This window comes from Streptomyces thermospinosisporus (genome assembly GCF_039526425.1).
In the GTDB taxonomy this organism is placed as follows: domain Bacteria; phylum Actinomycetota; class Actinomycetes; order Streptomycetales; family Streptomycetaceae; genus Streptomyces; species Streptomyces thermocarboxydovorans.
Genome location: NZ_BAAAIZ010000018.1, coordinates 12,215 through 37,967 on the forward strand (window position 1 = coordinate 12,215; position 25,753 = coordinate 37,967).

Below are 25,753 nucleotides of genomic sequence, written 5' to 3' on the forward strand. Positions count from 1 at the left end.
GAAGCCCCGCCGACGGGAGGGCCACCTGCCCTGAAGTCCCGCCTGCTTCGAGTGCCGCCTGTTTCTGCTCCCGCCTACTTCTGCAGGACGGACAGGTCCTGCCGAGCCTCCGGGACCGCCACCATGCCCCGGTCGTCCGGCAGGGTCTGGCTGGTGAAGGCCGTCTTCCCGCTGGTCAGGGTGCGGGTCGCGTAGACCGGGGTGTCCGTCTCCGGCTCGATCGTCAGGGCGTAGCCGCCCTTCGCCCCCTCCGGCACGGGCGCGGTGATGTCCTGGGTGGTGCCGCGCTTGATCGTGTACGTCTTCGTCGCGGGCGTGCCGTCCTCCCCGGTCGGTGAGGCGGTGACCTTGATCCGCGCGGTGGCCTCGGGGGACGTCACCGACAGGGTCGTCTCCTTCGCCGTGTTGCCCACGGCCGTGGCCCGGCCGGACACCGGGCGGGCGGCCGGGATGAAGGCCGACTCCTGGGCATCGCCCTTGCCGCGCAGCACCCGGACGGCGGCGACGACCGGGACGGAGCGGTCGGTGGGGGTCAGCACCAGCGAGCCGGGCTCGCCGCGGGTGATGTCGCCCAGGTCCACGGCGGCCGTCATGCCGCCCTTGACGTGCAGGGTCTCGTGACCGGCCGGAGTGATCGAACCGGTGGGCGAGGCCAGCCGGACGTTCAGGTCGGCGTCGGAGTCGCCGGGTGCGAAGGCGACCAGGCGCACGGCCGTGGCGTCCTTCGGGATGCCGGGGATGATCAGGCTGCCGGCCGGGTCGGTGGACGCGGCCAGCCAGTCGCCGCCGAGCTTGTCGTCCAGGGCCTGCACGGCCGCGCCGACCCTGCCGCTGCGGACGACCACGTGCACCGTCACATCGGACTGCCGCTCCTCGGTGAGCGTGGAGAGCAGGACCGGCTCGCTGGACCGCCCCCGGACGGTGATGCCCTCGCCCACGGTGGACTTCAGGGCGCCGTCCTTGCCGTAGAGCTCGATGTCCACCACGGCGGCCGAGTCGTCCGGGTTGGTCAGATGCACGTAGTCGGTGCGGTCGGCGGAGGTGCTGGTGCCGGGGAACCAGAACTCGGTGTCCGGCGCGGTGCAGGTGACGCCCTGGAGGCCGCGGCCGGTACCCGCGGTGACCTCGGTGGTCTGCTGCACGGTCCAGCCGGGGGCGTAGCGGCCGTCGGCGGTGCCGATCAGGGCCGGGGCCTCACCGCCGGAGACGTCACCGGTGGCCTGCCGGCCCGGCTCCCCGGGCTCCAGGACGGGCTCGGCCTTGCCGGCGTCCGGCTTCTCGGACTCCTTGGCTCCCTCGGCTTCCCCGTCCCCGTCGACCGGGGCCGGCAGCAGCTCGGCCGAGCCCTTGCTCTCCGTGCCCTTGGTGACCGGGGTGAAGGAGGAGTAGGTCGTCTCGGCCAGGTCGGAGGTGCTGGGCGAGGGGCAGAGCAGGCTGGTGCGTTCCACCGGGAGCCGGGCCGCGGCGCGTGCCGTGTCGTCCGCGGCCGGCGTCTCCGGCGTGGTCAGCGCGGCGAAGCCGGTGACGGCGGCGAGGGCGGTGGCTGCCGCGATCAGGGACAGAGTCGTGCGGTTCACTGCTGGCTCCCGTCGGGACGCTCACTGCCCGTGGGGTCGTACGGCATGTCGTAGCCGTGCGGGTAGCTCTGGTCGTAGGTCGGGGTCTGCTGGTACTGCGTCTGGTCGTAGGCGTACGGGTCGTAGGACGCGCCCTGGTAGGGGTACTGCTGCTCGGGGTACTGCTGCTGCCCCTGGTACTGCTGGGGCTGCTGCATCGGCTCCGCGTACGCCGCGTACTGCTGCTGGTACTGCTGCGCCGCCTGGTCGGGCTGCGGCTCCGGCTGCCAGGGGTCGTGGGCGGGCTGCGCGGGGATCGGAGCGGGGGCTCCCTGCTCTCCCTGCTGACCGGCCTCCCCTGCCTGGCCGGCCCGGCCCGCCTCTTGCGCCGTGCCTGCCTGCTCGGCCTGGGCGCGCAGGCGGCGGGCCCGGCGGCCGTCGCCGGTGGGGACGGGCACCGGCTCGTCGGGCAGGTCGTCGTCGATGTGGCGGCGGCGGCCGGGCAGGGCGAGGACGATCAGGACGATCGCGAGGAAGCCCTGCGCCCACAGCCAGGCGGTGTGGGTGAGCGGGGCGTCGTAGGTGACGTCCAGGCGGCCCCCGGAGGCGGGCAGTTCGAAGCCCTGGGCCCAGCCGTCGACGGTGGTGCGGGGCAGCGGGGCGCCGTCCAGGGTGGCCGTCCAGCCGTCGTCGGCGGTGTCGGCGAGGCGCAGCACGCGCCCCTCGGGTCCGGCGGGGATGTCGGTGTGGATCTCCACCGGGCCGGCCGCGACCGCCTTGGTCTCCTTGCCGGAGACGATCGTCGCGCGGGACACCTGGCGGTCCACCCGCCACAGGGCGCCGCCGGCCTGCTGGCTGAGCCGGGTCAGTCCGGGGGTGGCGTCCAGGACGCGGGTGACCTCGCGGGGGGCGCCCTGGTGGACCATGACGTAGCGGACGGCGAAGGTGCCGAGCTGGGCGGCCTGGTCGGCGCCGGACCCGGCGACCAGATTGCCGACGACCTTGTCGAGCCTGCTCTTCTCACCGCCGGCCGATGCCAGTTCGGCGTCGCCCATGCGGGCTCCGGAGCCGCGGACCAGCATGTAGCGGACCTGGGCGGCGGAGTCGCTGTCCAGCACCAGGGTGCGGGCCTGGTCGCGGGTGCTGCTCTCCTCGGCGACGAACGCGGGCACCTGGACGGGGTCGCGGCGCTGGAGCGGTCCGTCGGCGCCGCGGAGCATCCAGCCGGCCGCGAGCAGCAGCGGCCCGGCGGCGCAGGCCAGGGCGATCAGTGCGGCGACCGGCTGGCGCCAGCCGAAGCTCCTCTCGGCGACCCGGGCGCGGGCCCCGTCGGCGCCGACCGCGGCGGCGGCCAGCAGGGCGATGCCGTAGACGAGGGTGGCCGGTCCGGCCCAGGCGGAGCCGTTGGACAGCGCTGCGAAGACGAGGCCCGCCAGGGCGGTCGCCCAGGCGACGCGGACGGCCGTCTGCCGTTCCGAGCGCAGCAGGGCGGCCAGCGCGGCGAGGACCAGGCCGAGCAGCATCAGCCCGCTGAAGGTGGCCGGGCCGCCCGGGCTTGCGCCGAGCAGGTCGAGGGCGGAGGCGGCGCCGCTGCCGTACTCCAGGCCGGCCTCCCGGAAGAAGCCGAACGGCAGCAGGGACAGCGACCAGGGGGCCAGCAGCAGCAGCGGGGTGGCGAGTTGGGCGAGCAGGCGCGGGGCGTGGGCGGTGAGTTCCGCGCGGCGCAGGGCCAGTACGCCGAGGCCGAGGACCAGCGCGATCGGCCACACGATCGGGGTGAAGGCGGTGGCGATGGTCAGCAGCAGCGCGTACGCCCAGGTGGCCCGCCAACTGCCGGGCCCGCCGGTGGTGTTGGTGAGGCCGCTCGCGGCGATGCCGGCGCGGGCCATGAGGGGCAGCAGCACGGCGAGGACGGCGGTGCCGATCCGGCCGCCGGCCAGGGCGCCGGTGGCGGCGGGCAGGAAGGCGTAGGCGACGGCCGCCCAGGCGCGCAGCAGCCGGGAGGGGACCAGCGGGCGGGAGGCGAAGTAGGCGGTGAGGCCGGCCAGCGGGACCGAGCACACCAGAAGGACGGTGACGGCCAGTCCGGTGGAGCCGAGCAGCAGGGAGGCGAGGGCCGCCACGATCGCCAGGTAGGGCGGTGCGGAGCCGGTGCCGCCGGTGCCGACCGCGTGCCAGGCGTCCGTGTAGCGCGCCCACAGCTCGCCCGCTCCGGCGGGCACCGGGAGCAGGGCGCCGCCCGCGAGCGCGCCCCCGCCGAGCAGGGAGCGGCAGGCGGTGAGGGAGACGACCAGCAGGACGAGGAAGAGCACCGGGCCCGGTTTGCGGGCGATGCGCTTGAGGCGGGCGAACTGCTCGATCTCGAGGAAGTCGGCGTCGTCGCCGCCGGGTCCGGACTCGATGGCGCCGCCGTGCCGTCCGGCGCCGGAGGCCACCTCGGGGTCGGAGCGGCCGGCGAGGTTGCTCGCGACCTGCTCGACGGTGACCCGGACGGTGGCGCCGGGCGGCGGGAACAGCGCCCGCAGTTCCGCCTTGTCGATCTGCGGGCTGCCGCGGCGGCGCCGCCCGGCGAGGATGCGTTCGGGGCGCAGCAGGACGCTCATCAGGCCGCGGATCTCGTCGACCGCCTGGCCGGGCACCTTGCCGACGAGGTAGGCGAGGGTGCGCAGCAGGGTGCCGAGGACCACGCGCAGCAGCACCCAGGGCAGCGCCGCGGTACGGGTGTTGACGAGGAGGGTGTAGACGGCGCCGGCCTTGTCGACCTTGTGCGGGGAGGCGGCGGTGCGGCCCACGCAGTCGACGGTGCGGCGCTCGCGGGAGGCCGCCTCGGCGTGCCGTACGACCGCGTCGGGGGCGACCAGAACCCGGTAGCCGGCCTCGTGCGCGCGCCAGCACAGGTCGACGTCGTCGCGCATCAGCGGCAGATGCCGGTCGAAACCGCCGAGCTGCTCGAAGACGTCACGGCGGATCAGCATGCCCGCGGTGGACACCGACAGCACGGCCCGTACGTGGTCGTGCTGGCCCTGGTCCTGCTCGCGGCGGTCCAGGCCGGTCCAGCGGCGGCCGGAGTTGGCGATGGAGACGCCGACCTCCAGCAGCTGCCGGCGGTCGTACCAGCCGCGCAGCTTGGGGCCGACGACGGCCACGTCCTCGCGGCCGAGCTCGTACTCGTTGTCGACGACGCGCAGCAGCTGGGCCAGGGCGTCGGGTTCGGGTGCGCAGTCGTCGTGCAGCAGCCACAGCCACTGCACCGGCTCGCCGTAGGGGAGCTCGGGCAGGTCGTAGGCGTCGTCGCGCCAGGTGCGGGTGACCGGGTCCCAGCCGCTGGGCCGCTTCAGATAGGGCAGGTCGTCCGGGGTGAGCCGCGGTGCCATGCGGTGGCACTCGTCGACGGCCTGGCCGAATCCGGTGCGCCGGGCGAGGTGCAGCACATGGTCGTCGCCGAGTGCCTCGGTGACCAGCCGGGCGGAGTCGTCCGCGCTGCCGGTGTCTGCGGCGAGGGCGTACTGCACCGGGCGTTCCTGACCCAGCAGTCCGGTGAGGGTGTCGGGCAGCCAGCGGGCGCCGTCGTGCGAGACGAGGACCGCCGTCACCACATGACGCGGGAACTCAGGGATGGCGGCAACGTCGTGGGCTGCCGGGTGGCTGTGCACGGACATCGAGGTACGGGCCCCGGTTCGGTGGACTGCATTGGACGCCTGTGCCCGGTGGGGGCAGCGGGGCGTCTCGGACGAGCGACCACACTACTGGCTGCACAGCAAGGCGGCCCGCCGCCTGTGGACAACCCACCTGCGCCGGGCCGTATGTGACACGTCTACGCGCTTTTGTGCACGTATGCGGAGCGCCGTCCGTGAGACGGCGTCCGCAAGACGACGTCCGCAAGACGACGTCCGTAAGACGGCGGCCTTCTTCGAGCGGCACCGGTCGGCCGCGTCTTCGAGCGGCACCGGTCGGACGCGTCGGGATCGACGGCTCTCGGACGACCGGACCAAGAACCGCCGGACGGCCGGACCGAGGCGCCTCGGACGGCGGCGCCTGATCAGACGGCGGCCTTCTTCAGCCGGCGGCGTTCCCGCTCGGACAGGCCGCCCCAGATGCCGAAGCGCTCGTCATTGGCGAGGGCGTATTCGAGGCACTCGGAGCGGACCTCGCAGGCGAGGCAGACCTTCTTGGCCTCCCGGGTGGAGCCGCCCTTCTCGGGGAAGAAGGACTCGGGGTCGGTCTGGGCGCACAGCGCGCGCTCCTGCCAGCCGAGTTCCTCGTCCGCGTCGTCGACCAGCAGTTGCTGCACCAGCTCGGTCATGTGCGCCCCTCGTCAGTCTTTCGCGTCCCCGTGATGTTGCCGTTACCGTTTCCGGCCGAACGACACGAGTGAAATTACAATTGCGCTGCTCCGGGAGAGTCAAGCCGAGATCTGCTATTGAGCCCCTTATTCACTCTGCGGAACCAAGCCCAAGCGGAAAGTGTTCAAATCGCCATAAACCTTGACATACAGACGGGGCCCGCCCGGGCATTGCCGCCCCGCGCAGTGCCTCTGCGGGAGAGAACGTCCGGCGAATCGATCTCGTTCCGACACCGAGGCGAAGCGAACCTGATCACAGCCAGATCACAGCACGGCAACGGCGCTCGGCACCCGGTCGTGCGCAGCATGTGTCCCCGGAACCGGGTGAGCAAACCTTTCGCCTGCCAGATGAACCTGATGAGGTGAACCCGGTCCCACGGTCCGGGCGCCGAGTTGACAGTGGAGGTGTGAACCGCTGTCCTTGTGGGCATGCTCGCGTACTCGGCGCTCACCCGGACCCGCACCGGCGGGTCCCACGGTGCTGCCCGCGCTCGCTGTAGCTGTTGTTGTTCCGGCTGTTGAGCCATCCGTCTCCGGCCGTCGCCGAGTCACCTCGCATCCGACTCGGCCGTTGATTCCTCCGCGCCCGGCAGGGCGAGCCCCTTTCGCTACTCACGCCCAGGAACCACCGCACTCACATGAACAGCGACAGCGACCTGCAGATCGCAGGCGACATCCTCGAAGTCCCCCACCTGCTCCAGGCGCCGCGCGAGCACCCGGTGACCGTCGCCGAGTTCGCCGGCCTGGCCCGCTCCATCGCCGCCGACCGCGCCCAGTGGGCGCACCTGGTGCAGTACGACGCCACCACCCGCTGGTACCACCGGCTGCGCACCGGACCCGGCTACGAGGTGTGGCTGCTGTCCTGGGTGCCCGGCCAGGGCAGCGGGCTGCACGACCACGGCCGCTCCTCCGGCGTGCTGACCGTGCTCGAGGGCACCCTCACCGAGCGCACCGAGCGGGGCACGCGCTCGCTCACCCCCGGCGCGCAGCGCGTCTTCGCGCCCGGCTATGTGCACGAGGTCGTCAACGACACCCTCGAGCCCGCGGTCAGCCTGCACATCTACTACCCGGGCCTGACCGAGATGCCGATGCACACCGCCCCGCACTGCGAGGCGCGCTCCCTGACTGCCTGACGCACTGTCGTCCCCGCCTGCAAGACTGGGCGCCATGCGCATTGTGGTTCTGGCAGGCGGCATCGGCGGTGCCCGTTTCCTGCGCGGTCTGAAGCGGGCCGTGCCGGACGCGGACATCACGGTCATCGGCAACACCGGGGACGACATCCACCTCTTCGGGCTGAAGGTCTGCCCGGACCTCGACACGGTGATGTACACGCTCGGCGGCGGCATCAACGAGGAGCAGGGCTGGGGACGGGCCGACGAGACCTTCCATGTGAAGGAGGAGCTCGCGGCCTACGGCGTCGGCCCCGAGTGGTTCGGCCTCGGCGACCGCGACTTCGCCACGCACATCGTCCGCACCCAGATGATCGGCGCCGGGTACCCGCTCAGCGCGGTCACCGAGGCCCTGTGCGACCGCTGGCAGCCGGGCGTGCGGCTGATCCCCATGACCGACGACCGGGTCGAGACCCATGTAGCCGTCGAGCTGGACGGCCAGCGCAAGGCGATCCATTTCCAGGAGTACTGGGTGCGGCTGCGGGCCTCGGTGCCGGCCGAGGCGGTCGTCCCGGTCGGCGCGGAGCAGGCCAAGCCGGCACCGGGCGTGCTGGAGGCCATCTCCGAGGCCTACGTGATCCTCTTCCCGCCGTCCAACCCGGTCGTCTCCATCGGCACCATCCTCGCCGTCCCCGGCATCCGGGAGGCCATCGCCGACGCGGGCGTGCCCGTGGTCGGGCTGTCGCCGATCGTCGGGGACAAGCCGGTGCGCGGCATGGCCGACAAGGTCCTCGCCGCGGTCGGCGTGGAGGCCACGGCGGCGGCGGTGGCCGAGCACTACGGCTCGGGTCTGCTGGACGGCTGGCTGGTCGACACGGTCGACGCCGGCTCCGTCGAGCGGGTCGAGGCGGCGGGCATCCGCTGCAAGGCCGTACCGCTGATGATGACCGACGCCGACGCCGCCGCGCGCATGGCCCGCGAGGCCCTGGACCTGGCCGAGGAGGTGCGGGCGGCGTGAGCGGCACCGACGAGGCGCCCGCCTACCGGGTCTGGGCCGTCCCCGGCCTGCCCGAGGTCCGGCCGGGCGACGACCTCGCCAAGCTCATCGCCGCCGCCGAGCCGGGCCTCGCCGACGGCGACGTACTGCTGATCACCTCGAAGATCGTCTCCAAGGCCGAGGGCAGGATCGTCCGCGCCGCCGACCGGGAGGCGGCGATCGACGCGGAGACCGTACGGGTGGTGGCCCGGCGCGGCCCCCTGCGCATCGTCGAGAACCGGCAGGGCCTGGTGATGGCCGCGGCCGGCGTCGACGCCTCCAACACCGAGCCCGGCACGGTACTGCTGCTCCCCGAGGACCCGGACGCCTCCGCCCGCGCCATCCGCGAGGGCCTGCGCTCCGCCCTCGGCGTCACGGTCGGCGTGATCGTCACCGACACCTTCGGCCGGCCCTGGCGGGCCGGGCTGACCGATGTGGCGATCGGCGCGGCCGGCGTGCGCGTCCTGGACGACCTGCGCGGCGGCACCGACGGCCACGGCAACCCGCTCAGCGCCACCGTCGTCGCCACGGCCGACGAACTGGCCGCGGCGGGCGACCTGGTCAAGGGCAAGGCGGCCGGCCTGCCGGTGGCGGTGGTCCGCGGGCTGCCGCACACGGTGGCCGAGGACGACGGGGAAGGAGCCCGCGCCATGGTCCGTGACGCACGCGACGACATGTTCCGGCTCGGCACCTCCGAGGCCGTACGCCTCGCGGTGACCCAGCGCCGCACGGTCCGCTCCTTCACCGACGAGCCGGTCGACCCGGCGGCGGTGCGCCGCGCGGTCGCCGCGGCCGTGACCGCACCCGCCCCGCACCACACCACTCCCTGGCGCTTCGTCCTCCTGGAGTCCGCCGGGACCCGCACCCGCCTGCTGGACGCCATGCGCGAGGCCTGGATCGCCGACCTGCGCCGGGACGGCAAGTCCGAGGAGTCCATCGCCAAGCGCATCCGCCGCGGCGATGTCCTGCGCAACGCGCCCTACCTGGCCGTCCCCTGTCTCGTCATGGACGGCTCGCACACCTACGGGGACGCGCGGCGCGACGGGGCCGAGCGCGAGATGTTCGTGGTCGCCGCGGGCGCCGGAGTGCAGAACTTCCTGGTCGCGCTGGCCGGGGAACGGCTCGGCTCGGCCTGGGTGTCCTCGACGATGTTCTGCCGCGACGTGGTCCGTCAGGTCCTCGACCTGCCCCCGGACTGGGACCCGATGGGCGCGGTGGCGATCGGCCACCCCGCGGAGGAACCCCGGCCGCGGCCCGAGCGGAACCCGGCGGCCTTCATCGAGGTGCGCTGAGCCGGGCCCTCGGGCGCCTACCCTCGTAGGACCCGGTAGGACCTTGTAGGACCTTCACTTCCACCCTGGGACATCACTCGTGGCAGGACGCTTCGCCCCCCGCCCGACGCGTACGACCGTGCGCGGCGGCCATGTGGCCGTGCCCGCCGCGGTCCCCCGCCAGGCGGCCGCGCCGGCGCAGGTGCGCACGTATGTGCCGGACGGGCCGCTGGACCTCGGCCTGGTCCTCGGCCCGCTGCGGCGCGGCCCCGGGGACCCCACCTTCCGGGCGACACCGGACGGCGCGGTGTGGCGGGCTAGCCTGACGCCCGCCGGGCCGGGGACGCTGCGGGTCACCCGGCAGGGCGAGCGGATCCGGGGCGAGGCGTGGGGGCCGGGCGCGGAGTGGCTGCTGGAGACGCTGCCCGAGCTGCTCGGGGCGCAGGACGATCCCTCGGCGTTCGTGCCGAAGCACCGGCTGCTGGCGCTGACGCGGCACCGGAGGCCGGGGCTGCGGCTGACGCGGACCGGGCTGGTGCTGGAGTCGCTGATCCCGTCGATCCTGGAGCAGAAGGTCACCACCACTGAGGCGTACCGGGCGTGGCGGCTGCTGGTGCGCAAGTACGGGCAGCCTGCGCCGGGGCCCGCGCCGGAGCGGATGTCGGTGATGCCGGCGCCGCGGACCTGGGCGCTGATTCCCTCCTGGGAGTGGCATCGGGCCGGGGTCGACGACAAGCGGGCGTCGACGATTCTGCGGGCGGTACGGGTCGCTGCGCGGCTGGAGGAGGCGGTGGGGATGCCGCCGGAGGCCGCGCAGAAGAGGCTGGAGCTGGTGCCGGGGGTGGGGCCGTGGACGTCGGCGGAGACGGTGCAGCGCAGTCATGGGGCGGCGGATGCGGTGACCGTGGGGGACCTGCACCTGCCGGGGATCGTGGGGTGGGCGCTGGCGGGGGACCGGTACGCGGATGACGCGGTGATGCTGGAACTCCTGGAGCCCTACGCCGGGCAGCGGCATCGGGCGGCTCGTCTCATCCTGCTGAGCGGTCGCGTCCCGGAACGCCGGGCGCCACGCATGCCGCTGGGGAACATCGGGCGGCTTTGAGTGGCTTTCAACTGACGTTGCGTGAAGTTGCTGCGCTACGGGTTTGGGTCGGGCACCCGGGGTGGGTACGGGCCGGGGGTGGGGTGCGCTAGCCCCGCTGCAGGGGGTGCCTCCCCCACTCTCGGCTGCGCTCGAGCGGGGGACCCCCATCGCCCCAGCGGCACGAATGCCCGCAGCTGCGTAAGCGGCCGCCCGCAGCTGGGGAGGCGCGGCTGGGCGCGGCGAGGCGGGGCAGCCGCGCGCGGCGCTCAGCGAGGAACCGGCCTTAGGCGTGCCGCAGACGCACGCGGGCGGGAGGGGTCGGGTGGTGGTGTCCGCCCGCAGCGGCCGGCGCGTCCGCGCCCGTACCCGAAAGGCGACCGATGTCGCGCCAGACCGAGGACCGATACCACCACCCCGGCCCCGACTCACCCACCGGCAGTAGGCGCTACGCGCACCCCCACCGGAGCCGCAGTTGCGCCGCAGGCATCTCCACGCGAACCCCACCGGGCCGCAGGCACCGTCGACGCGCACCCCCACCCACCCGCAGGTACGCGGTCACTGGTCCGAGGAGAAGCGGACGGCGCCCGCCGGAATCTTCGCGTCGCACCAGACTCGGGCGCCGTCGCGGAGTTCGTTGTTGGGGCCGATGACCGCGCCGTCGCCTATGACCGTGCCGGTGAGTATGGAGCGCTCGCCGACCCTCGCCCTCGTGCCGATGAGGGAGTCGGTGATGACCGCGCCCGGTTCGATGACCGCGCCCGGCAGGATGGTGCTGCCGAAGACCCGCGCGCCCTCCGCCACGAACGCGCCCTCGCCCACCACCGTGCCGCCCGCGAGCTTCGCGTCGGGGGCGACCCGAGCCGTGGGCAGGATCAGCCGGTCGCCGCAGCGGCCGGGCACCGCCGGGGAAGGGGCGCGTCCCAGCACCAGGTCGGCGGAGCCGCGGACGAAGGCCGCCGGCGTGCCCAGGTCCAGCCAGTACGTCGAGTCGACCATGCCCTGCAGATGGGCCCCCGCCGCCAGCAGCTCCGGGAACGTCTCGCGCTCCACGGACACCGGCCGCCCCACCGGAATCGTGTCGATGACCGAGCGCCGGAAGACGTACGCCCCCGCGTTGATCTGATCGGTGACGATCTCCTCCGGCGTCTGCGGCTTCTCCAGGAACGCCTGCACCCGCCCCGTCTCGTCCGTCGGCACCAGACCGTAGGCCCGAGGGTCCGTCACCTTGGTCAGATGGAGCGAGACATCCGCCCCCGTCGTCTCGTGCGTGCGCACCAGCGCGTTGATGTCCAGCCCGGTGAGAATGTCCCCGTTGAACACCAGCACCGGCTCGTCGGGCCCCGAGTGCAGCCGGGACGCCACGTTCCGGATGGCCCCGCCCGTGCCGAGCGGCTCCTCCTCCGTGACGTACTCGATGTGCAGCCCCATCGACGACCCGTCACCGAAGTACGGCTCGAAGACCTCGGCCAGATACGACGTGGCCAGCACGATGTGCTCCACGCCCGCCGCTCTCGCTCTGGCCAGCTGATGTGTGAGGAAGGGCACCCCGGCCGCCGGCACCATGGGCTTGGGCGTGTGAACCGTGAGCGGCCGCAGCCGCGTGCCTTTGCCGCCGACCAGGAGGATCGCTTCTGTCACCTGTGGCCTCTGCTTCCTGCCGGGACCGGCCGAACTGTCTTTCGGCCGGTCAGTGTATGCAGACCCTCCGGCAGGGAGAGACGAACCCGAGGTGCCCCGCGCCTCAGCGGCCCTGGTAACGAGCCGCGGTCTTGCGGGCCTTTCCGAGCTTCCCATACAGCTTCCCCCCTGGGCACGAGGTGTTGAACCCGTCCCGGTGACCGGAGATCACGTTCAGTCGCACCTTCTTGCCTTTTGCGTACAGGTTGCCACCCCCGGACGTCAGATATGTCTTGGCTTTGGGATTCATCCCGTGCAGCCCCAGCTTCCACGCGGTGAGCCGCGAGACGGCCTTCACCGCGGAGGACGACGGCTTCTTGGAGCCGTAGGAGCCGATGACCGCGATACCGGTGCTGTTGGTGTTGAACCCGAGGGTGTGGGCGCCCATGACCGGCCTGGCCACTCCCCCGGCCCGCCCCTCGTAGATCCGGCCGCATTTGTCGATGAGGAAGTTGTAGCCGATGTCCCGCCAGCCGAGGCTCACCACGTGGTAGCGGTAGAAGCCGCGGATGAGGGACGGCGCCTGCGAGCACGTGTAGTTGTTGCCGGAGGCGGTGTGGTGCACGAAGGCCGCCTTGACCTTCTTGGTGTAGATGAATCCGCCTTTGCGCAGGCCCTCGTTGGCACCCCAGCCCTTGCGGGTCTTGATGGCGGGCCGCGGCCCGATGTACGGCTTGGCCTGCTTCTGCGCGCCGGCCGCCGCCTCCGCACCCGCCGCCTCCGCGGAGGCGCCCGACTCCGCGCGGCGCAGCGCGAGCAGCTCCGCCTCCGTCTGCGCACGGCTCAGCGCGGGGATCTCGGTGGCGCCGAGGGGCGCGAGCCCGGCGTTGGCGCGGGAGACGGTCTTCTCCGCGGCGGTCAGAGTCCCCGTGCGGGATTCGTCCGCGGCGGGCGGCGGGGCGGCGGCACCCTCACCGGAAGCGGCACCCCCGTCCGAAGCGGCGCCCTCACCGGAAGCAGCACCCCCGTCCGAAGCAGCACCCCCGTCCGAAGCAGCACCCCCGTCCGAAGCGGCGCCCCCGTCCGAAGCGGCGCCCTCGTCCGAAGCGGCGCCCTCGTCCGAAGCGGCATCCGCGGCCGGGTCCGAGCCGGGGTCGATGAGCTCGAGCTGCAGCCCGGCCGGCAGCGCCTCCACGTCCCCGCCGCTGCGGTCCGCACCGGACGCGTCCTCATCCGCCCCCGCCACCCCCGCTGCTCCCGCCGCCCGCACCCGGACCTCCACCCCGTCCGACTCCCCCACCCACAGCGGCGCGGTAGCGCCCCGCACCCGCCCCGAGGCACGTTCCTCGCCCCCCGGGTCGGCCGCGTGGTCCGCGTTGTGGGTCTCGACGTCCTGCCAGTCGGACCAGGTGCCCGTGCCGGCCGCGCGGGTACGCACCTGGACGCGGCCGTGGAGTTCCGCGTCCGCGTTGTCCCAGACCACGCCGAGCATGGAGAAGTGACGGACCGTCCGGGGGGCGAGCCCGAGGACCACGGCGCCGGTGGCGCGGTCCCGGGTGAGGGGGTTCAGGGGCAGCGACTGGGTGCTGCCGGGGATGCCCGGCTCGGCCGCCGGGGCGCTCGTGTTGGTGCCCGCCGCTGCCGCGGGCGCCCCTCGGACCGCCGCGGCGGCGGGCGGGGCGAGCGGGAGGGCGAGGGCGGCGGCACAGGTGACTCCGATGGAAGAAGCAAGAATTCGACGCATGCCCCGAGCTTGGACAGACCCGTATGAATCTGCCATCGGGGAAGTTCCGTGCGGCAGGCGCCGGTTCCCCCGAACCGGTGTCCCGCCCGCTCGGCGGCCGGGCCCGGGCGCGCGTACGCTTGCCCGGGTGAACGCCACCGACCGCACCCCTGCCGACCTGCTGAGTTCCGCGCTGTCCGCGGACCCGGGACGCCCCCTGGTGACCTTCTACGACGACGCCACGGGCGAGCGGGTCGAATTGTCCGTGGCCACCTTCGCCAATTGGGTGGCCAAGACCGCCAACCTCCTCCAGGACGAGCTGTCCGCCGAGCCGGGCGACCGGGTGGCGCTGCTGCTGCCCGCGCACTGGCAGACGGCGGTGTGGCTGCTGGCGTGCGCCTCGACCGGGACGATCGCGGACATGGCGGGCGATCCGGCGGCGGCCGACATCGTGGTGAGCGGCCCGGACACGCTGGAGCAGGCGCGTGCCTGCCGGGGCTCCCGGGTCGCCCTGTCGCTCAGGCCGCTCGGGGCCCGCTTCCCGCAGCCGCCGGAGGGCTTCGCCGACTACGCGGTGGAGGTCCCGGGCCAGGGTGACCGTTTCGTGCCGTATGCGCCGGTGGATCCCGAGGAGCCGGCGCTGATCGTGGCGGGACGGGAGTTCACCGGGGCCGAGGTGGTCGAGCGGGCGCGCGCCGAGGCGCCGGAGATCGGGCTGACCGGCCCCGGTTCCCGCGTGCTGTCGGGACTGCCGTACGACACCTGGGAGGGGCTGAACGCGGGCCTGTACGCGCCGCTGGCGACCGGCGGCTCCGTGGTGCTGTGCCGGAACCTCGACCAGCTCGGCGAGGACGCCCTCGACAAGCGCGTGGAGAGCGAACGGGTCACCGTCATCGCCCGCTAGGGGCTGCCTTTCGGATCTTGCCGCTTCCGGTGACGGTGCCCCCGAGCCGAGCGGGGTCTGGTGCGTGCAGCTGCAAGGCGGAGGAGGGCGGCGACGCGTTGGGGGCCCCTCCCGCGCGAGCGCAGCCGAGCGTGGGGGAGTCGCCAACCGACGACAACGCCGCAGATGCGCGTGCCGGACCCCGCGACCCGCGGCAAGATTCCGAAAGACAGGCCCTGAGGGTGCCCGCGAAGTCCCGCCCGTTCCACGCCGCCCTGCCCGCGCGACGGGCTCCCGGGTCCCCGTTCGGCGTAGCAACACCCCGCCCTCACGGCCCGCCGGGGCCATGGTCGAAGGGACGCACCACACCGTTCCACGGGCCGTTCCGCCGGCCTCGGTACGCCGCGCCCGCTTCGGCGTACCCCGGCACGCAGTGAGGGGTGGACCCGGTCATGGGCGAACCGCAACGGGACCCGGACCCACCCTCGGGCGGGACCCCGGCCCCACCCCCCGGTGCCACCGCGAGCGGACACGGCCTGGCCCGCCGCAGGCGCCGCCGCTGGCTGCGCGGCACCGGGACCGGCCTGGCCTCGGTGCTGGTGCTGGCGGCCGGGGCGGGCTGGCTGGTGTACCGGAAGCTGGAGGGGAACATCACCCCGGACCAGGCGGCGATGGCCGAGCTGGAACGGTTCGAGAAGGAGCGGCCCACCTCGCTGGTGAAGGACGCCCGGAACATCCTGCTGATCGGCTCGGACTCGCGCTCCGGCGAGGAGAACCGCCGCTATGGGCGGGACACGGGCACCGAGCGCTCCGACACGGCGATCCTGCTGCACCTGGCGGCGGGGCGGCACAGCGCCACCGCGGTGTCGATACCGCGGGACCTGATGGTGCACGTGCCCTCCTGCCTGCGCCGGGACGGCACCCGCGCGGCGCCGATGTTCGCGATGTTCAACTACGCCTTCGAGGTGGGCGGTTCCGCCTGCACCATCCGCACCGTCGAGAAGCTCACGAATGTCCGGGTCGACCATCATGTCGTGGTCGACTTCCACGGCTTCAAGGAGATGGTCGACGCGGTCGACGGGGTCGAGGTGTGCCTGCGCCGGCCGATCGACGACAAGGACGCCGGTCTGAGGCTGCCGGCGGGCCGGGTGACCCTGGACGGGGAGCAGGCGCTCGGTTTTGTGCGCGCCCGCAAGTCGCTCGGCGACGGCAGCGACACCGAGCGGATGGAGCGGCAGCAGCGGTTCCTGGGTGCGCTCGTCAGCAAGGTGCGCAGCAATGACGTGCTGCTGAATCCGGTGAAGCTCTATCCCGTTCTGGACGCGGCCACCTCGTCGCTGACGACGGACCCGGAACTGGCGAGCTTGCGCGGTTTGTACGAACTCGTGCGCGGGGTGCGCGACATCCCCACGGAACGTGTGCAATTCCTGACGGTTCCGCGGGAGCCGTATGTCCGCGACGTCAATCGGGACCAGCTCGCCCAGCCCGCGGCGGCGGAACTGTTCGAGCGGCTGCGCACCGACGCGCCCTTGGCGGTCGCCTCGGGCGACGGCCGTACGCACAGTGACGGAAAGGGCACGGAAAAGGTATCCGCGGAGCCTTCCGGGACGACTTCCCCGGCGCCGACCTTCTCCGGCAACACCGCCGCCGAGGACGCCTGTACGTAAAGGTGACGCACAGGCAACTCCAAGACTGCGCACACTTGTCCAGAGAAATGGGCGAATTGCCCGCTTGTAGGAGCGTGGAATTTGTCACCGGCGTCGCCGCAGACTGTTTCGGGCGGTTAGTGTGAGCGATCCGGTGCGTCAGTTCCTTCAGGCCCAGTCCGTCAGGTCGGCCCCTGGGGCGCGCACTGCGAAACCGAGACCCGAGCGCCTTGGGAGGGGAAAGGCGCCGCGTGGCCCCGACGGAGGATGCAAGCGACCGTGGACGCGCAAGGCCGTGGGCGGGCGGAGAACATCGACCCCGCAGACCAATGGGTGTTCAACCCCACCACCGGTGAATACGAACTGCGACTGAGCCCTTCCGCACCGCAGTCGGCCGTCCCCTCGCCGCGCAGACCGCACTCCCCCGGCGGGGCTCGCGGACGCACGACGGCCCCGGACCGCCCCGGGCGTGCGGTGCCCGACCGTGACGTGCCGCCGCCGCGCAGGCGCCGCGGTACGCCGCAGGAGCCGCTGCCGGTACGGCGCGGCCGCCGGCCGGTGAAGAAGGGGAAGGCGAAGAAGGCCCTGCTGTGGACCGGCGGGACGATGGCGTTCGTGGTGCTCGCCGCCGGCACGGCCGGCTACCTGTATCTGAAGCACCTCAACGACAACATCACCTCCGTCTCCGACGACGGCGCCAGCACCGGTGGCTTCAGCAAGGACAAGGCGATCAACATCCTGCTGATCGGCACCGACAAACGCACCGGGGCGGGCAACGAGGGCTACGGCGACAAGGGCAGCGAGGGCCACGCCGACACCACGATCCTGCTGCACGTCGCCAAGGACCGCTCCAACGCGACCGCGCTGAGCATCCCGCGCGACCTGATCGTGGACGTCCCCGACTGCCCGACCACCCAGGAGGACGGCTCGCAGAAGGTCATCCCGGGTTCGCAGGGCGTCCGCTTCAACACCAGCCTGGGCCAGGGCGGCCGTACGCCCAGCTGCACCGCGCGGACGGTGACCGAGCTGACCGGTATCACGCCGGACAACTTCATGGTGGCCGACTTCAACGCGGTCAAGACGCTGACCACCGCGGTCGGCGGCGTCGAGGTCTGTCTGGCCAAGGACATCGACGACCCCGACTCCCACCTGAAGCTGTCCAAGGGCACGCACACCATCGAGGGCGAGACGGCGCTGGCCTTCGTCCGCACCCGCCACTCGGTGGGCTTCGGCGGCGACCTGAGCCGGATCGAGCTGCAACAGCAGTTCCTGAGCGCGCTGATGCGCAAGCTGAAGTCGAACGACACGCTCACCAGCCCCTCGAAGATGATCAAGCTGGCGGAGGCGGGCACCGAGGCGCTCACCGTCGACTCGCAGCTGGACAGCATCAACAAGCTCAAGGACCTCGGCCTGGAGCTCGGCAAGCTCAACGTCAAGAACCTGACCTTCACCACACTGCCGGTGAAGGACAACCCGGCGGAGAAGGTGCCGACGACCGTCGTCGTCGACGACTCCAAGGCCCCGCAGGTGTTCGACATGATCAAGAACGATGTGTCGTTCACCGAGGTCAAGAAGCAGAAGAAGAAGGAGAAGGCGGCCGCGGCCGCCCGGCTGAAGGGGACCAAGGCCCCGGCCTCCGAGGTGCGGGTGCGCATCCTCAACGGCGGTGCCAAGTCCGGCGCGGCACAGTCCACGCTGAGCTGGCTGCAGGTGCAGCAGGGCGTCACCAAGTCGGAGAACGCCGGCAACGCGCCGGAGACGCTCAGCAGGACCACGCTGGAGTACGCGCCGGACCAGGCCGACCAGGCGCGCCGGCTCGCCGACATCATGGGCCTGTCCGGCTCGGCGCTGAAGCCCGGCAAGAGCGTGACCAACTCGCAGGGCCTGCCCGCGATGACGCTGACCCTGGGCAAGGACTTCAAGGGCGCCGGGGTGCCGGTCTCGGGCACGTCCGAGGCGCCGGAGGGCATCCAGAAGTCCACGGCGGACAAGGTCAAGTGCGCCAAGTGACCTGAGGGGCCTGTGCCACGTCTTCAAGGGCGGGCACAGGCCCTCGTACGACTGCGCGGGGGTGCGCAGCCGTGGGGAGACCGAAGAGGTGGGGGAAGCACGACCATGACGCGAAGCAGCGTGCACGAGGAGCGGACACGGCCGTCCCCGGAGGGCGGAGAGGGGCCGGGCAGACGCCGTGCCGCGGCCGCCGGGCGGCACGGCACGGGCGGGCCGCGGCGGGGGCGGCGCGCCCTGCGCTGGTCGGCGACGACGCTGGCGGTGCTGATACTCGGCACGGCCGGGGCCGGATACCTCTACTACGAGCACCTCAACGGCAACCTCGGCAAGGGCGAACGCAGCAGCGGCGACTCCAAGGTGGGCAAGTCGCAGCCGAACGCGGACGGGCAGACGCCGCTGAACATCCTGCTGATCGGCTCCGACAGCCGCGCCTCCGACGAGAACGTCAGGCTGGGCGGCAGCCGCGACACCCGGGGTGAACCGCCGCGCGGCGACGTGCAGATGCTGATCCACCTGGCCGCCGACCGCAGGAGCGCCGCGGTGGTGAGCATCCCGCGCGACACCCGGGTCGACATCCCCCGCTGCACCGACCCGGAGAGCGGGAAGGTGTACCCGGCGACCAACGACATCATCACCTCCACCCTGGGCCGGGGCGGGGCGGGCTGCACCCTGGCCACCTGGCAGAACCTCACCGGCGTCTACATCGACCACTGGATGACCATCGACTTCGCCGGCGTGGTGCGGATGGCCGACGCCATCGGCGGCGTCGAGGTGTGCGTCAACCAGAACGTCTGGGACCGCCCGCTGCCCACCATGCCGGGCGGTTCCGGGCTGAAGATGAAGGCGGGCTCCCACAAGGTCAAGGGCGAGCGGGCCCTGCAGTGGCTGCGCACCCGCCACGCCTGGGGAAGCGACCAGCTGCGCGCCCGGGCGCAGCACATGTACATGAACTCGATGATCCGCACCCTGCGGCAGCAGAACGTCTTCACCGACACCGGCCGGCTGACCGACCTCGCCGAGGCGGCCACCAAGTCGCTGACCGTGTCGGAGGAGATCGGGTCGGTGAAGAAACTCTTCGATCTGGCCATGCAGTTGAAGACGGTGCCGCCGGACCGGATCACCATGACCACGATGCCGACGGTCGAGGATCCGCAGAACCGCAACCATCTGCTCCCGGACGGCGCCGACGCCGAGCAGGTGTGGACGATGCTCCGCGACGACATCCCCTTCGACGACAAGGGCCGCGCGTCCGGTGCGCGGAAGGCGGCGGACGCCGAGCCCGCCAAGGACCCCTCGGCGCCGGACGGCGAGATCAGCGTCCAGGTGCAGAACGCCACCGGCACCGCCGGCCAGGGCCCGGTCAGCGGCCGGGCGAGCGCCGTGGCGCAGACCCTGGCCGGCAAGGGCTTCGTCAAGGCGGTACCGGACCCCTCCAAGGCCGGGTCGGAGAAGCGGACGGTGGTGCGGTACCCGAGCGGGGACCTCAAAGGTGACGCCCAGCGGGTCGCCAAGGCGCTCGGGATCCCGCTGAGTTCGGTCAAGCCCTACGAGGACGCCTCCCAGGTGACCGTCGTGGTGGGCGCGGACTGGCGGGAGGGTGCGGCCTACCCGGAGCAGAAGTCCCCGTCGGCCGGTGACCTGCCGGAGAACACCGACGCGCTGACGGCCTCGGAGAAGGGCAAGTGCATGGACGTGTACCAGCCCTACCGCTGGTAGGGGGACCCGGCCTACCGCTGATAGGGGACCCGGCCTACCGCTGATAGGGGGCCCCGTCCGATCATTCGTTGAAACCAGCTGATTCCAGGGGGCAACTGACGGGCCCGTCAAGCGTCTAACAGGACGCAGGACGGCCCTGCTTCACGACCCGAGGAGTGCCAGGGGTGGGGAGGAAGGCGGCAGTGACCCAGAACGCCGCGCGGGGAACGCTCCGTGAAGACGACCGGAGCGATCCGCCCCCGGACGAGAACGTCACCGGCGCCGAAGGCGGTGCCGGTGAGGGCAGCGGGAGCGGCGGAGAACGCGGCGGCGGGGGCGGCACCCGCACCCGCCGCGGACGCCGCCTGCTCAAGTGGTCCGCGGCCGTCCTGGCGCTGCTCATAGCCGGCTCGGCGGCGGCCGGTTACCTCTACTACAAGCGGCTGAACGACAACATCGACAAGCAGCCGCTGAACCTGGGCGACAACAAAGTCGCCGCGCCCACCCCGAACGCCGCCGGGCAGACCCCGCTGAACATCCTGCTCATCGGCTCCGACGCCCGGGACACCGAGGAGAACCAGAAACTCGGCGGCGCCCGCGAGACGTTCGGCTCCACGCCGCTGGCCGATGTGCAGATGCTGGTGCACCTGTCCGCGGACCGGACCAACATGTCCGTGATCAGCATGCCGCGCGACACCCTGCTGAAGATCCCCAAGTGCACCGACCCGGAGGACGGCACCGTCTACCCGGCGACCCAGGGCCGGGTGATGACCAACGAGAGCCTCGGGCGCGGCGGCCCCGGCTGCACGGTGGCCACCTGGCAGGAGCTGACCGGCATCCACATCGACCACTTCCTGATGGTCGACTTCGCCGGTGTGGTCTCCATGGCGGACGCGGTCGGCGGCGTCCCCGTCTGCGTGGACGCCAACATCCGCTCCCGCACCAGCACCGGCCGCGGCTCCGGGCTGAAGCTGGAGAAGGGCACCACCTACATCAAGGGCAAGCAGGCCCTGCAGTGGCTGCGCACCCGCTACGGCTTCGAGGACGGCAGCGACCTGGCCCGCGCCAAGGCCCAGCACATGTACATGACGGCGCTGGTGAGGCAGCTGCGCGAGAACGCCACCCTGTCCAGCCCCAACAAGCTGCGCCGGCTCGCCGAGCGGGCCACCGAGGCGCTCACCGTGGACCCCGGCCTGGACACGGTCAAGAAGCTGTACGACCTCAGCGTCGAGCTGCGCAAGGTGAAGCCGGAGCGCATCACCATGACCACCATGCCCAACCGCTATGTGGGCGCCCGGGTGGAGCCCACCGAGGACGCCGAGAAGCTGTTCCGGCTGGTGCGCGAGGACATCCCGCTGGACGGCAAGGGCGTGAAGCCGTCCGGGAAGCCGGAGCGGTCCGTACCGTCGGACCCGGCCGCCCCGGACGACGAGATCGCCGTCCAGGTGCGCAACGGCACCCGCACGGACACCGAGGGCGCGGTGCCGGGCCGGGCGAGCGCGGTGCGCTCCCTGCTCGAGGACAAAGGTTTCACCGCCGCGACCGCCGACACCGAGAGCTCCCTGAGCGAGCAGCGGACGGTGGTGCGCTACCCGAGCGCCGAGCTGGAGGGCGACGCCCACCGCGTCGCCGAGGCCCTCGGCCTCCCGGAGTCGTCGGTGGAGCGCTCCACCGAGGTCTCCGGGGTCACCCTGGTCGTCGGCTCCGACTGGCGGGAGGGCACGGCGTACCGGGCGCCCGAGGAGGACGACACCACACCGGAGTCGGCCCAGCCGCTCAACGGCGCGGACGACACGGCCTGCATGCACGTGGACCCGGCCTTCAGCTGGTGAGCGGCAGAACACCCGCGGCGGCGGACAGAACACCCGGATTTGTCCGTCGTGTGGTGACCTTGGAGCAACGGGCGTAGGACGGAGGGGCGGGGGCCGACCCCCGGCCCCCTCTCGTCCCCTGGGAGGAAGCCATGACCCAGTCCGCTGCCGCCACCCCGATGAGCAAGGAGATGCAGGACTGCGTCAACGCGTGCATGTCCTGCCACAGCATCTGCGAGGAGACCATGAGCTCCTGCCTGCAGATGACCGGGCAGGCCCCGGTGCAGATCATGCGCGCGCTCATGGACTGCGCCGAGATGACCCGCATGTGCGCGGACATGATGATGCGGCGCTCGCCGCTGTCCAGCGAGATGTGCGCGATGTGCGCCAAGGCATGCGACATGTGCGCCGAGGCGTGTATGTCCATGCCGGACGACCAGCAGATGATGCGCTGTGCCGAGTCCTGTCGCTCCTGCGCGGAGATGTGCCGTTCGATGGCGGGCGCCACGATGTGACGCCGGCACCGGACACGGCCGAGGGCACCCCTTCCGGGGTGCCCTCTCCGGTCGCGGTGCGGCTCGGCCGCCGGTCGGTTCAGTTGCCGGAGACGGTGACCTTCTCGTCGTTCTTCAGCTCGTTGACCAGCTGCTTCACCTTGGGCATGTCCCACTGCAGGTTGCCGTTCCCGGCGCTGCCCGAGATCGGCATGTTCATGGACTTGCCCTCGCCGCCGCTGACGCCCTTCATCGCCCAGAACATGTCGGCCAGGTCGAACAGGCTCATGTCCTTGTCGACGATCAGCGAGTCCAGACCGGCGCCCATCGTCGGGTAGAGCTTGAACGGGTTCAGGACGGTGCTGGGCGTGGCCACCTGGTTGGCCAGGGCGGAGAGGAACTTCTGCTGGTTCTTGGTGCGGTCCAGGTCGGAGCCGGCCAGCGCGTACCGGGTGCGGACGAAGGCCAGGGCCTCCTCGCCGTTCAGGGTCTGCTTGCCCTTCTTGAAGTCGGCGCCGGACTTGGTGTCCTTGATGTCCTGCGGGATGTCCATCTCCACGCCGCCGACCGCGTCCACGATGTTGGCGAAGCCGGCGAAGCCGATCTCGACGTAGTGGTCGATGTGCAGCCCGGTGTTGAACTCCACGGTGCGCACCAGCAGCGTCGGGCCGTCGATCGAGTAGGCGGCGTTCAGCTTGTTGGCGCCCATCGCGGCGCGGATCTTGCCGGACTCCGAGCCCTGGAACTTGGGGATGGTGACGTTGGAGTCGCGGGGCAGCGAGATCAGCGTCGGCCCGTTGTCGCCGGTGTGCAGGATCATCATCGAGTCCGTGCGCTTGCCCTCGGCGGAGCCGGTGTGCAGCTTCTTCTTCTGGTCGCCGCTCAGCCCCTCGCGGCTGTCGGAGCCCACGATCAGGTAGTTGGTGCCCTCGCCCTTCTCCGGGCGGTCGATCACCGTCGACAGGTCGACGTCACGGTTGAGCTTGGAGTCGGCCCAGAAGTACGTGCCGACCAGGGTGACTATCAGCACGGTGACGAGGGTGAGCGCGGTCCACTTGAACCGCCGGCGCCAGTCGGGCGCGTAACGCCCCGCGTACCGGTCGTCGGGGTCCCCGGGGATGCCGCCTCCGGGACGGCCGTAGACCTGGCCGTTGCTGTAGCCGCCGTCGTACCCGGCGTCATAGCCGCCGTCCGCGTACGACGGCTGCCGGGGCACACCGCCGTAGCCGCCCTGCCCGGGCGGGGCCGCCGGACCCCGGCGCACCTGCCGCATCACGCGGGCGCTCTCGGGCTGCGCGCTCGCGCTCCCGCGTCCGTAGCGGCCGCCGCGGTTGTCGTCCCATGCCTCGGGCCCATCGTTCATGGGCCCCAGTGTGCAGGTCCCGCGGCCGTGCCATACAAGGGTCGTCGGAAAATAAGAGCGGCGCTGTTGCGAAGCTGACACAAATCACACGCATGTCACGTCGGCATAAGGTGGAGGCCATGACAGACCAGGCCCCAGCCGCACAGACGGAGAGTCCGGACATCCCGGGCAAGCCCACTTCGGCGTCCCGGACGACGCTCAGCCACATCATGACCCACAACGACACCAACCTTCTGGGCACGGTGCACGGTGGGGTGATCATGAAACTGGTGGACGACGCGGCCGGCGCGGTCGCCGGGCGGCACTCCGGCGGACCGGCGGTCACCGCCTCCATGGACGAGATGGCCTTCCTGGAACCGGTCCGCGTCGGCGACCTGGTCCATGTGAAAGCGCAGGTCAACTGGACCGGCCGGACGTCGATGGAGATCGGGGTGCGCGTCCTTGCCGAACGCTGGAACGAGTCCGCCCCGCCCACCCAGGTCGGCTCCGCCTACCTGGTGTTCACCGCCGTGGACGCCGACGGCAAGCCCCGCCGGGTGCCTCCGGTGATACCCGAGACCGACCGCGACCGGCGCCGCTACCAGGAGGCGCAGATCCGGCGCACGCACCGCCTCGCCCGCCGCCGCGCGATCATGGAGCTGCGCGAGAAGCGGGCCGCGGAGGGCTACGACGACTGACGCCCGGCTCGGCCGCTGAGGCGCGCCGCCGGGGCTATGACCCGCACCCCACCTCGTCGCCGCGGACCACGCCGACCTCGCCGCGTCCCGGGTCCTCGGCGCGCACCTTGCGGACCTTCTCGAAGTCCGCGCCGGCGATGACCTTCAGGGTCGCGCCCTGGCCCTTGACCGCGCGCAGCTCGCTGCCCGGCAGCGCCGCCGCCAGGGACTGCGCGGAGCGGTCCCAGCGCGGGTCGTAGGCGACGACGGTGCGCTTCACATCGCGCTGCGCCGCGTTGACGGGGGCCTTGGTGGTGGCGAAGCCGGTCGCCGCCAGGGCCGCGTCGACGCGGCGGCCGAGGCCCGCGGTGCCGGTGCCGTTCTCCACCTGGACCCGGATCTGCTTCGGATCCACCGGGACGCGCTTGGCGGCGTCGCGCGGGTGGTGCACGGACAGCGGCTGGTCCCGGCGCAGCGCCTCGAAGATCTCGGCGGACTTCTCCGGGTCCCACTTCAGCGTCGAGCCGACGCCCTTGACCGGGTAGCCCATCGTCCCGATCGGCACGGTGATGAACTCCGAGGAGGAGGGTGAGAAGTTCCGCATCGCCCGGCCCAGGTCCAGCAGCTCGTCCGTGCCGAAGCCCTTGTCGGCGCGGACCGAGCCCAGCACGGCTCGGACCACGTCGCGGAACTTCATCGGGTTCAGCAGGATCCCGGAGGAGGTGACCCGGTCCACCAGGGCGGCCATGAAGCGCTGCTGGCGCTGCATCCGGCCGAGGTCGGAGGCGCCGTCGACGTGGCGGGCCCGGACGTACTGCAGGGCCTGGCCGCCGCGCAGGGTGTGCCGGCCGGCGGGCAGGTCAAGGCCGGAGTGGCTGTCCTTGAGGTGCCGGTCGGTGCAGACCTCGACCCCGCCGACCACGTCGACGGTCTTCATGAAGCTGGTGAAGTCCACCTCCAGATAGTGGTCGATCTTCACCCGGGTCATCCGCTCGACCGTGCGGACGGTCAGCTGGGGTCCGCCCTCGGCGTAGGCGGCGTTCAGCTTGATGGGATGGCCGTGGTGCTGCTTGCCGGTGACGCGGTCGTGGTGGGTCGGTGCCATGGCGTAGGAGTCGCGCGGCAGGCTCACCACGCTGGCCCGCTCCCGGTCCTCCGAGATGTGCACGATCATGATGGTGTCGGTGCAGTTGCAGGGTGCGCCGCCCAGCCGGTACGTGCGCCGTTCCTCCGCGCTGAGCTTCTCCCGGCCGTCGGTGCCGACGAGCAGCAGGTTCATGCCGTGCCCGGCCTCGGGCCGGTTCTTCATGTCGCGGAACGGGTCCACCCGGTCGATCTCCGCGTCCAGGCTGGTCACCACGGTGTGGCCGATGCCCGCGGAGGCCAGCACCACCACGGAGAGCGTGGTCACCGCCCGCATCACCCAGCGCGGCCTGCGGCGCGCGGGCGGCCGCGCC

General features: G+C 72.3%; 18 protein-coding genes. 11 read left to right on the top strand and 7 right to left on the bottom strand.

Annotated features, from left to right (window positions below):
- Positions 1-74: 74 nt before the first annotated feature.
- The 3 genes from ABD207_RS08110 to ABD207_RS08120 form a co-directional block, all read right to left on the bottom strand.
- Positions 75-1,577, bottom strand: a complete 1,503-nt coding sequence (locus ABD207_RS08110; RefSeq protein WP_344011193.1) for a DUF5719 family protein — start codon at positions 1,575-1,577, stop codon at positions 75-77.
- Complete coding sequence (locus tag ABD207_RS08115) at positions 1,574-5,215, bottom strand: glycosyltransferase family 2 protein (protein ID WP_344011194.1); 3,642 nt, start codon at positions 5,213-5,215, stop codon at positions 1,574-1,576. Before ABD207_RS08115 ends, ABD207_RS08110 begins: the two co-directional genes overlap by 4 nt.
- A 380-nt stretch (positions 5,216-5,595) precedes the next feature.
- Positions 5,596-5,859, bottom strand: coding sequence for a WhiB family transcriptional regulator (locus tag ABD207_RS08120; RefSeq protein WP_003975777.1), 264 nt, complete (start codon positions 5,857-5,859; stop codon positions 5,596-5,598).
- 677 nt (positions 5,860-6,536) lie between these two features.
- Here ABD207_RS08120 and ABD207_RS08125 point away from each other — a divergent pair.
- The 4 genes from ABD207_RS08125 (at position 6,537) to ABD207_RS08140 (ending at position 10,416) form a co-directional block, all read left to right on the top strand.
- Positions 6,537-7,031 (top strand): cysteine dioxygenase, encoded by a 495-nt coding sequence (locus ABD207_RS08125; RefSeq protein ID WP_343998507.1) that lies wholly within the window; start codon positions 6,537-6,539, stop codon positions 7,029-7,031.
- 34 nt (positions 7,032-7,065) lie between these two features.
- On the top strand, positions 7,066-8,025 hold the full coding sequence (gene cofD, locus ABD207_RS08130) for a 2-phospho-L-lactate transferase (RefSeq protein WP_344011195.1): 960 nt from the start codon (positions 7,066-7,068) through the stop codon (positions 8,023-8,025).
- Positions 8,022-9,335 carry a coenzyme F420-0:L-glutamate ligase gene (locus ABD207_RS08135; protein ID WP_344011197.1) on the top strand — a complete coding sequence of 438 codons (1,314 nt, stop codon included), beginning with the start codon at positions 8,022-8,024 and terminating at the stop codon, positions 9,333-9,335. Before cofD ends, ABD207_RS08135 begins: the two co-directional genes overlap by 4 nt.
- Positions 9,336-9,414: 79 nt before the next feature.
- Positions 9,415-10,416, top strand: coding sequence for a DNA-3-methyladenine glycosylase family protein (locus tag ABD207_RS08140; RefSeq protein ID WP_344011198.1), 1,002 nt, complete (start codon positions 9,415-9,417; stop codon positions 10,414-10,416).
- 537 nt (positions 10,417-10,953) lie between these two features.
- Here ABD207_RS08140 and manB read toward each other — a convergent pair.
- Both manB and ABD207_RS08150 read right to left on the bottom strand, forming a co-directional pair.
- Positions 10,954-12,036, bottom strand: a complete 1,083-nt coding sequence (gene manB / locus ABD207_RS08145; RefSeq protein WP_343998499.1) for a mannose-1-phosphate guanylyltransferase — start codon at positions 12,034-12,036, stop codon at positions 10,954-10,956.
- Positions 12,037-12,139: 103 nt separating this feature from the next.
- The gene (locus ABD207_RS08150; RefSeq protein ID WP_344011199.1) at positions 12,140-13,759 is read right to left on the bottom strand and encodes a peptidoglycan recognition protein family protein; all 1,620 of its coding nucleotides are present in this window, start codon (positions 13,757-13,759) and stop codon (positions 12,140-12,142) included.
- Between the two features lie 127 nt (positions 13,760-13,886).
- On the opposite strand from ABD207_RS08150, the gene ABD207_RS08155 reads away from it, so the two are divergent.
- The 6 genes from ABD207_RS08155 to ABD207_RS08180 all read left to right on the top strand — a co-directional run bounded on the left by ABD207_RS08155 (position 13,887) and on the right by ABD207_RS08180 (position 22,298).
- Entirely contained in the window at positions 13,887-14,642 is a 756-nt protein-coding gene (locus ABD207_RS08155; RefSeq protein ID WP_344011201.1) for a TIGR03089 family protein, read from the top strand.
- Between the two features lie 431 nt (positions 14,643-15,073).
- A complete protein-coding gene (locus tag ABD207_RS08160) occupies positions 15,074-16,288 on the top strand; it encodes an LCP family protein (RefSeq protein WP_344011202.1) in 1,215 nt (404 codons plus the stop codon).
- Positions 16,289-16,546: 258 nt separating this feature from the next.
- Positions 16,547-18,277, top strand: coding sequence for an LCP family protein (locus ABD207_RS08165; RefSeq protein WP_344011203.1), 1,731 nt, complete (start codon positions 16,547-16,549; stop codon positions 18,275-18,277).
- 105 nt (positions 18,278-18,382) lie between these two features.
- Positions 18,383-19,993: an LCP family protein gene (locus ABD207_RS08170; RefSeq protein ID WP_344011204.1), complete on the top strand. Its 1,611-nt coding sequence runs from the start codon at positions 18,383-18,385 to the stop codon at positions 19,991-19,993.
- A gap of 182 nt (positions 19,994-20,175) precedes the next feature.
- The gene (locus tag ABD207_RS08175; RefSeq protein ID WP_344011206.1) at positions 20,176-21,804 is read left to right on the top strand and encodes an LCP family protein; all 1,629 of its coding nucleotides are present in this window, start codon (positions 20,176-20,178) and stop codon (positions 21,802-21,804) included.
- 131 nt (positions 21,805-21,935) lie between these two features.
- A complete protein-coding gene (locus tag ABD207_RS08180; RefSeq protein ID WP_344011208.1) occupies positions 21,936-22,298 on the top strand; it encodes a four-helix bundle copper-binding protein in 363 nt (120 codons plus the stop codon).
- A 79-nt stretch (positions 22,299-22,377) separates the two neighbouring features.
- Here the strand turns inward: ABD207_RS08180 and ABD207_RS08185 are convergent, their stop codons facing one another.
- Complete coding sequence (locus ABD207_RS08185) at positions 22,378-23,640, bottom strand: LCP family protein (RefSeq protein ID WP_344011210.1); 1,263 nt, start codon at positions 23,638-23,640, stop codon at positions 22,378-22,380.
- Positions 23,641-23,759: 119 nt separating this feature from the next.
- Here ABD207_RS08185 and ABD207_RS08190 point away from each other — a divergent pair, with 119 nt between their 5' ends.
- Complete coding sequence (locus tag ABD207_RS08190) at positions 23,760-24,317, top strand: acyl-CoA thioesterase (RefSeq protein WP_344011212.1); 558 nt, start codon at positions 23,760-23,762, stop codon at positions 24,315-24,317.
- 34 nt (positions 24,318-24,351) lie between these two features.
- Here ABD207_RS08190 and ABD207_RS08195 read toward each other — a convergent pair.
- A partial coding sequence (locus ABD207_RS08195) for an LCP family protein (protein ID WP_344011213.1) occupies positions 24,352-25,753 on the bottom strand: 1,402 nt, incomplete at its 5' end.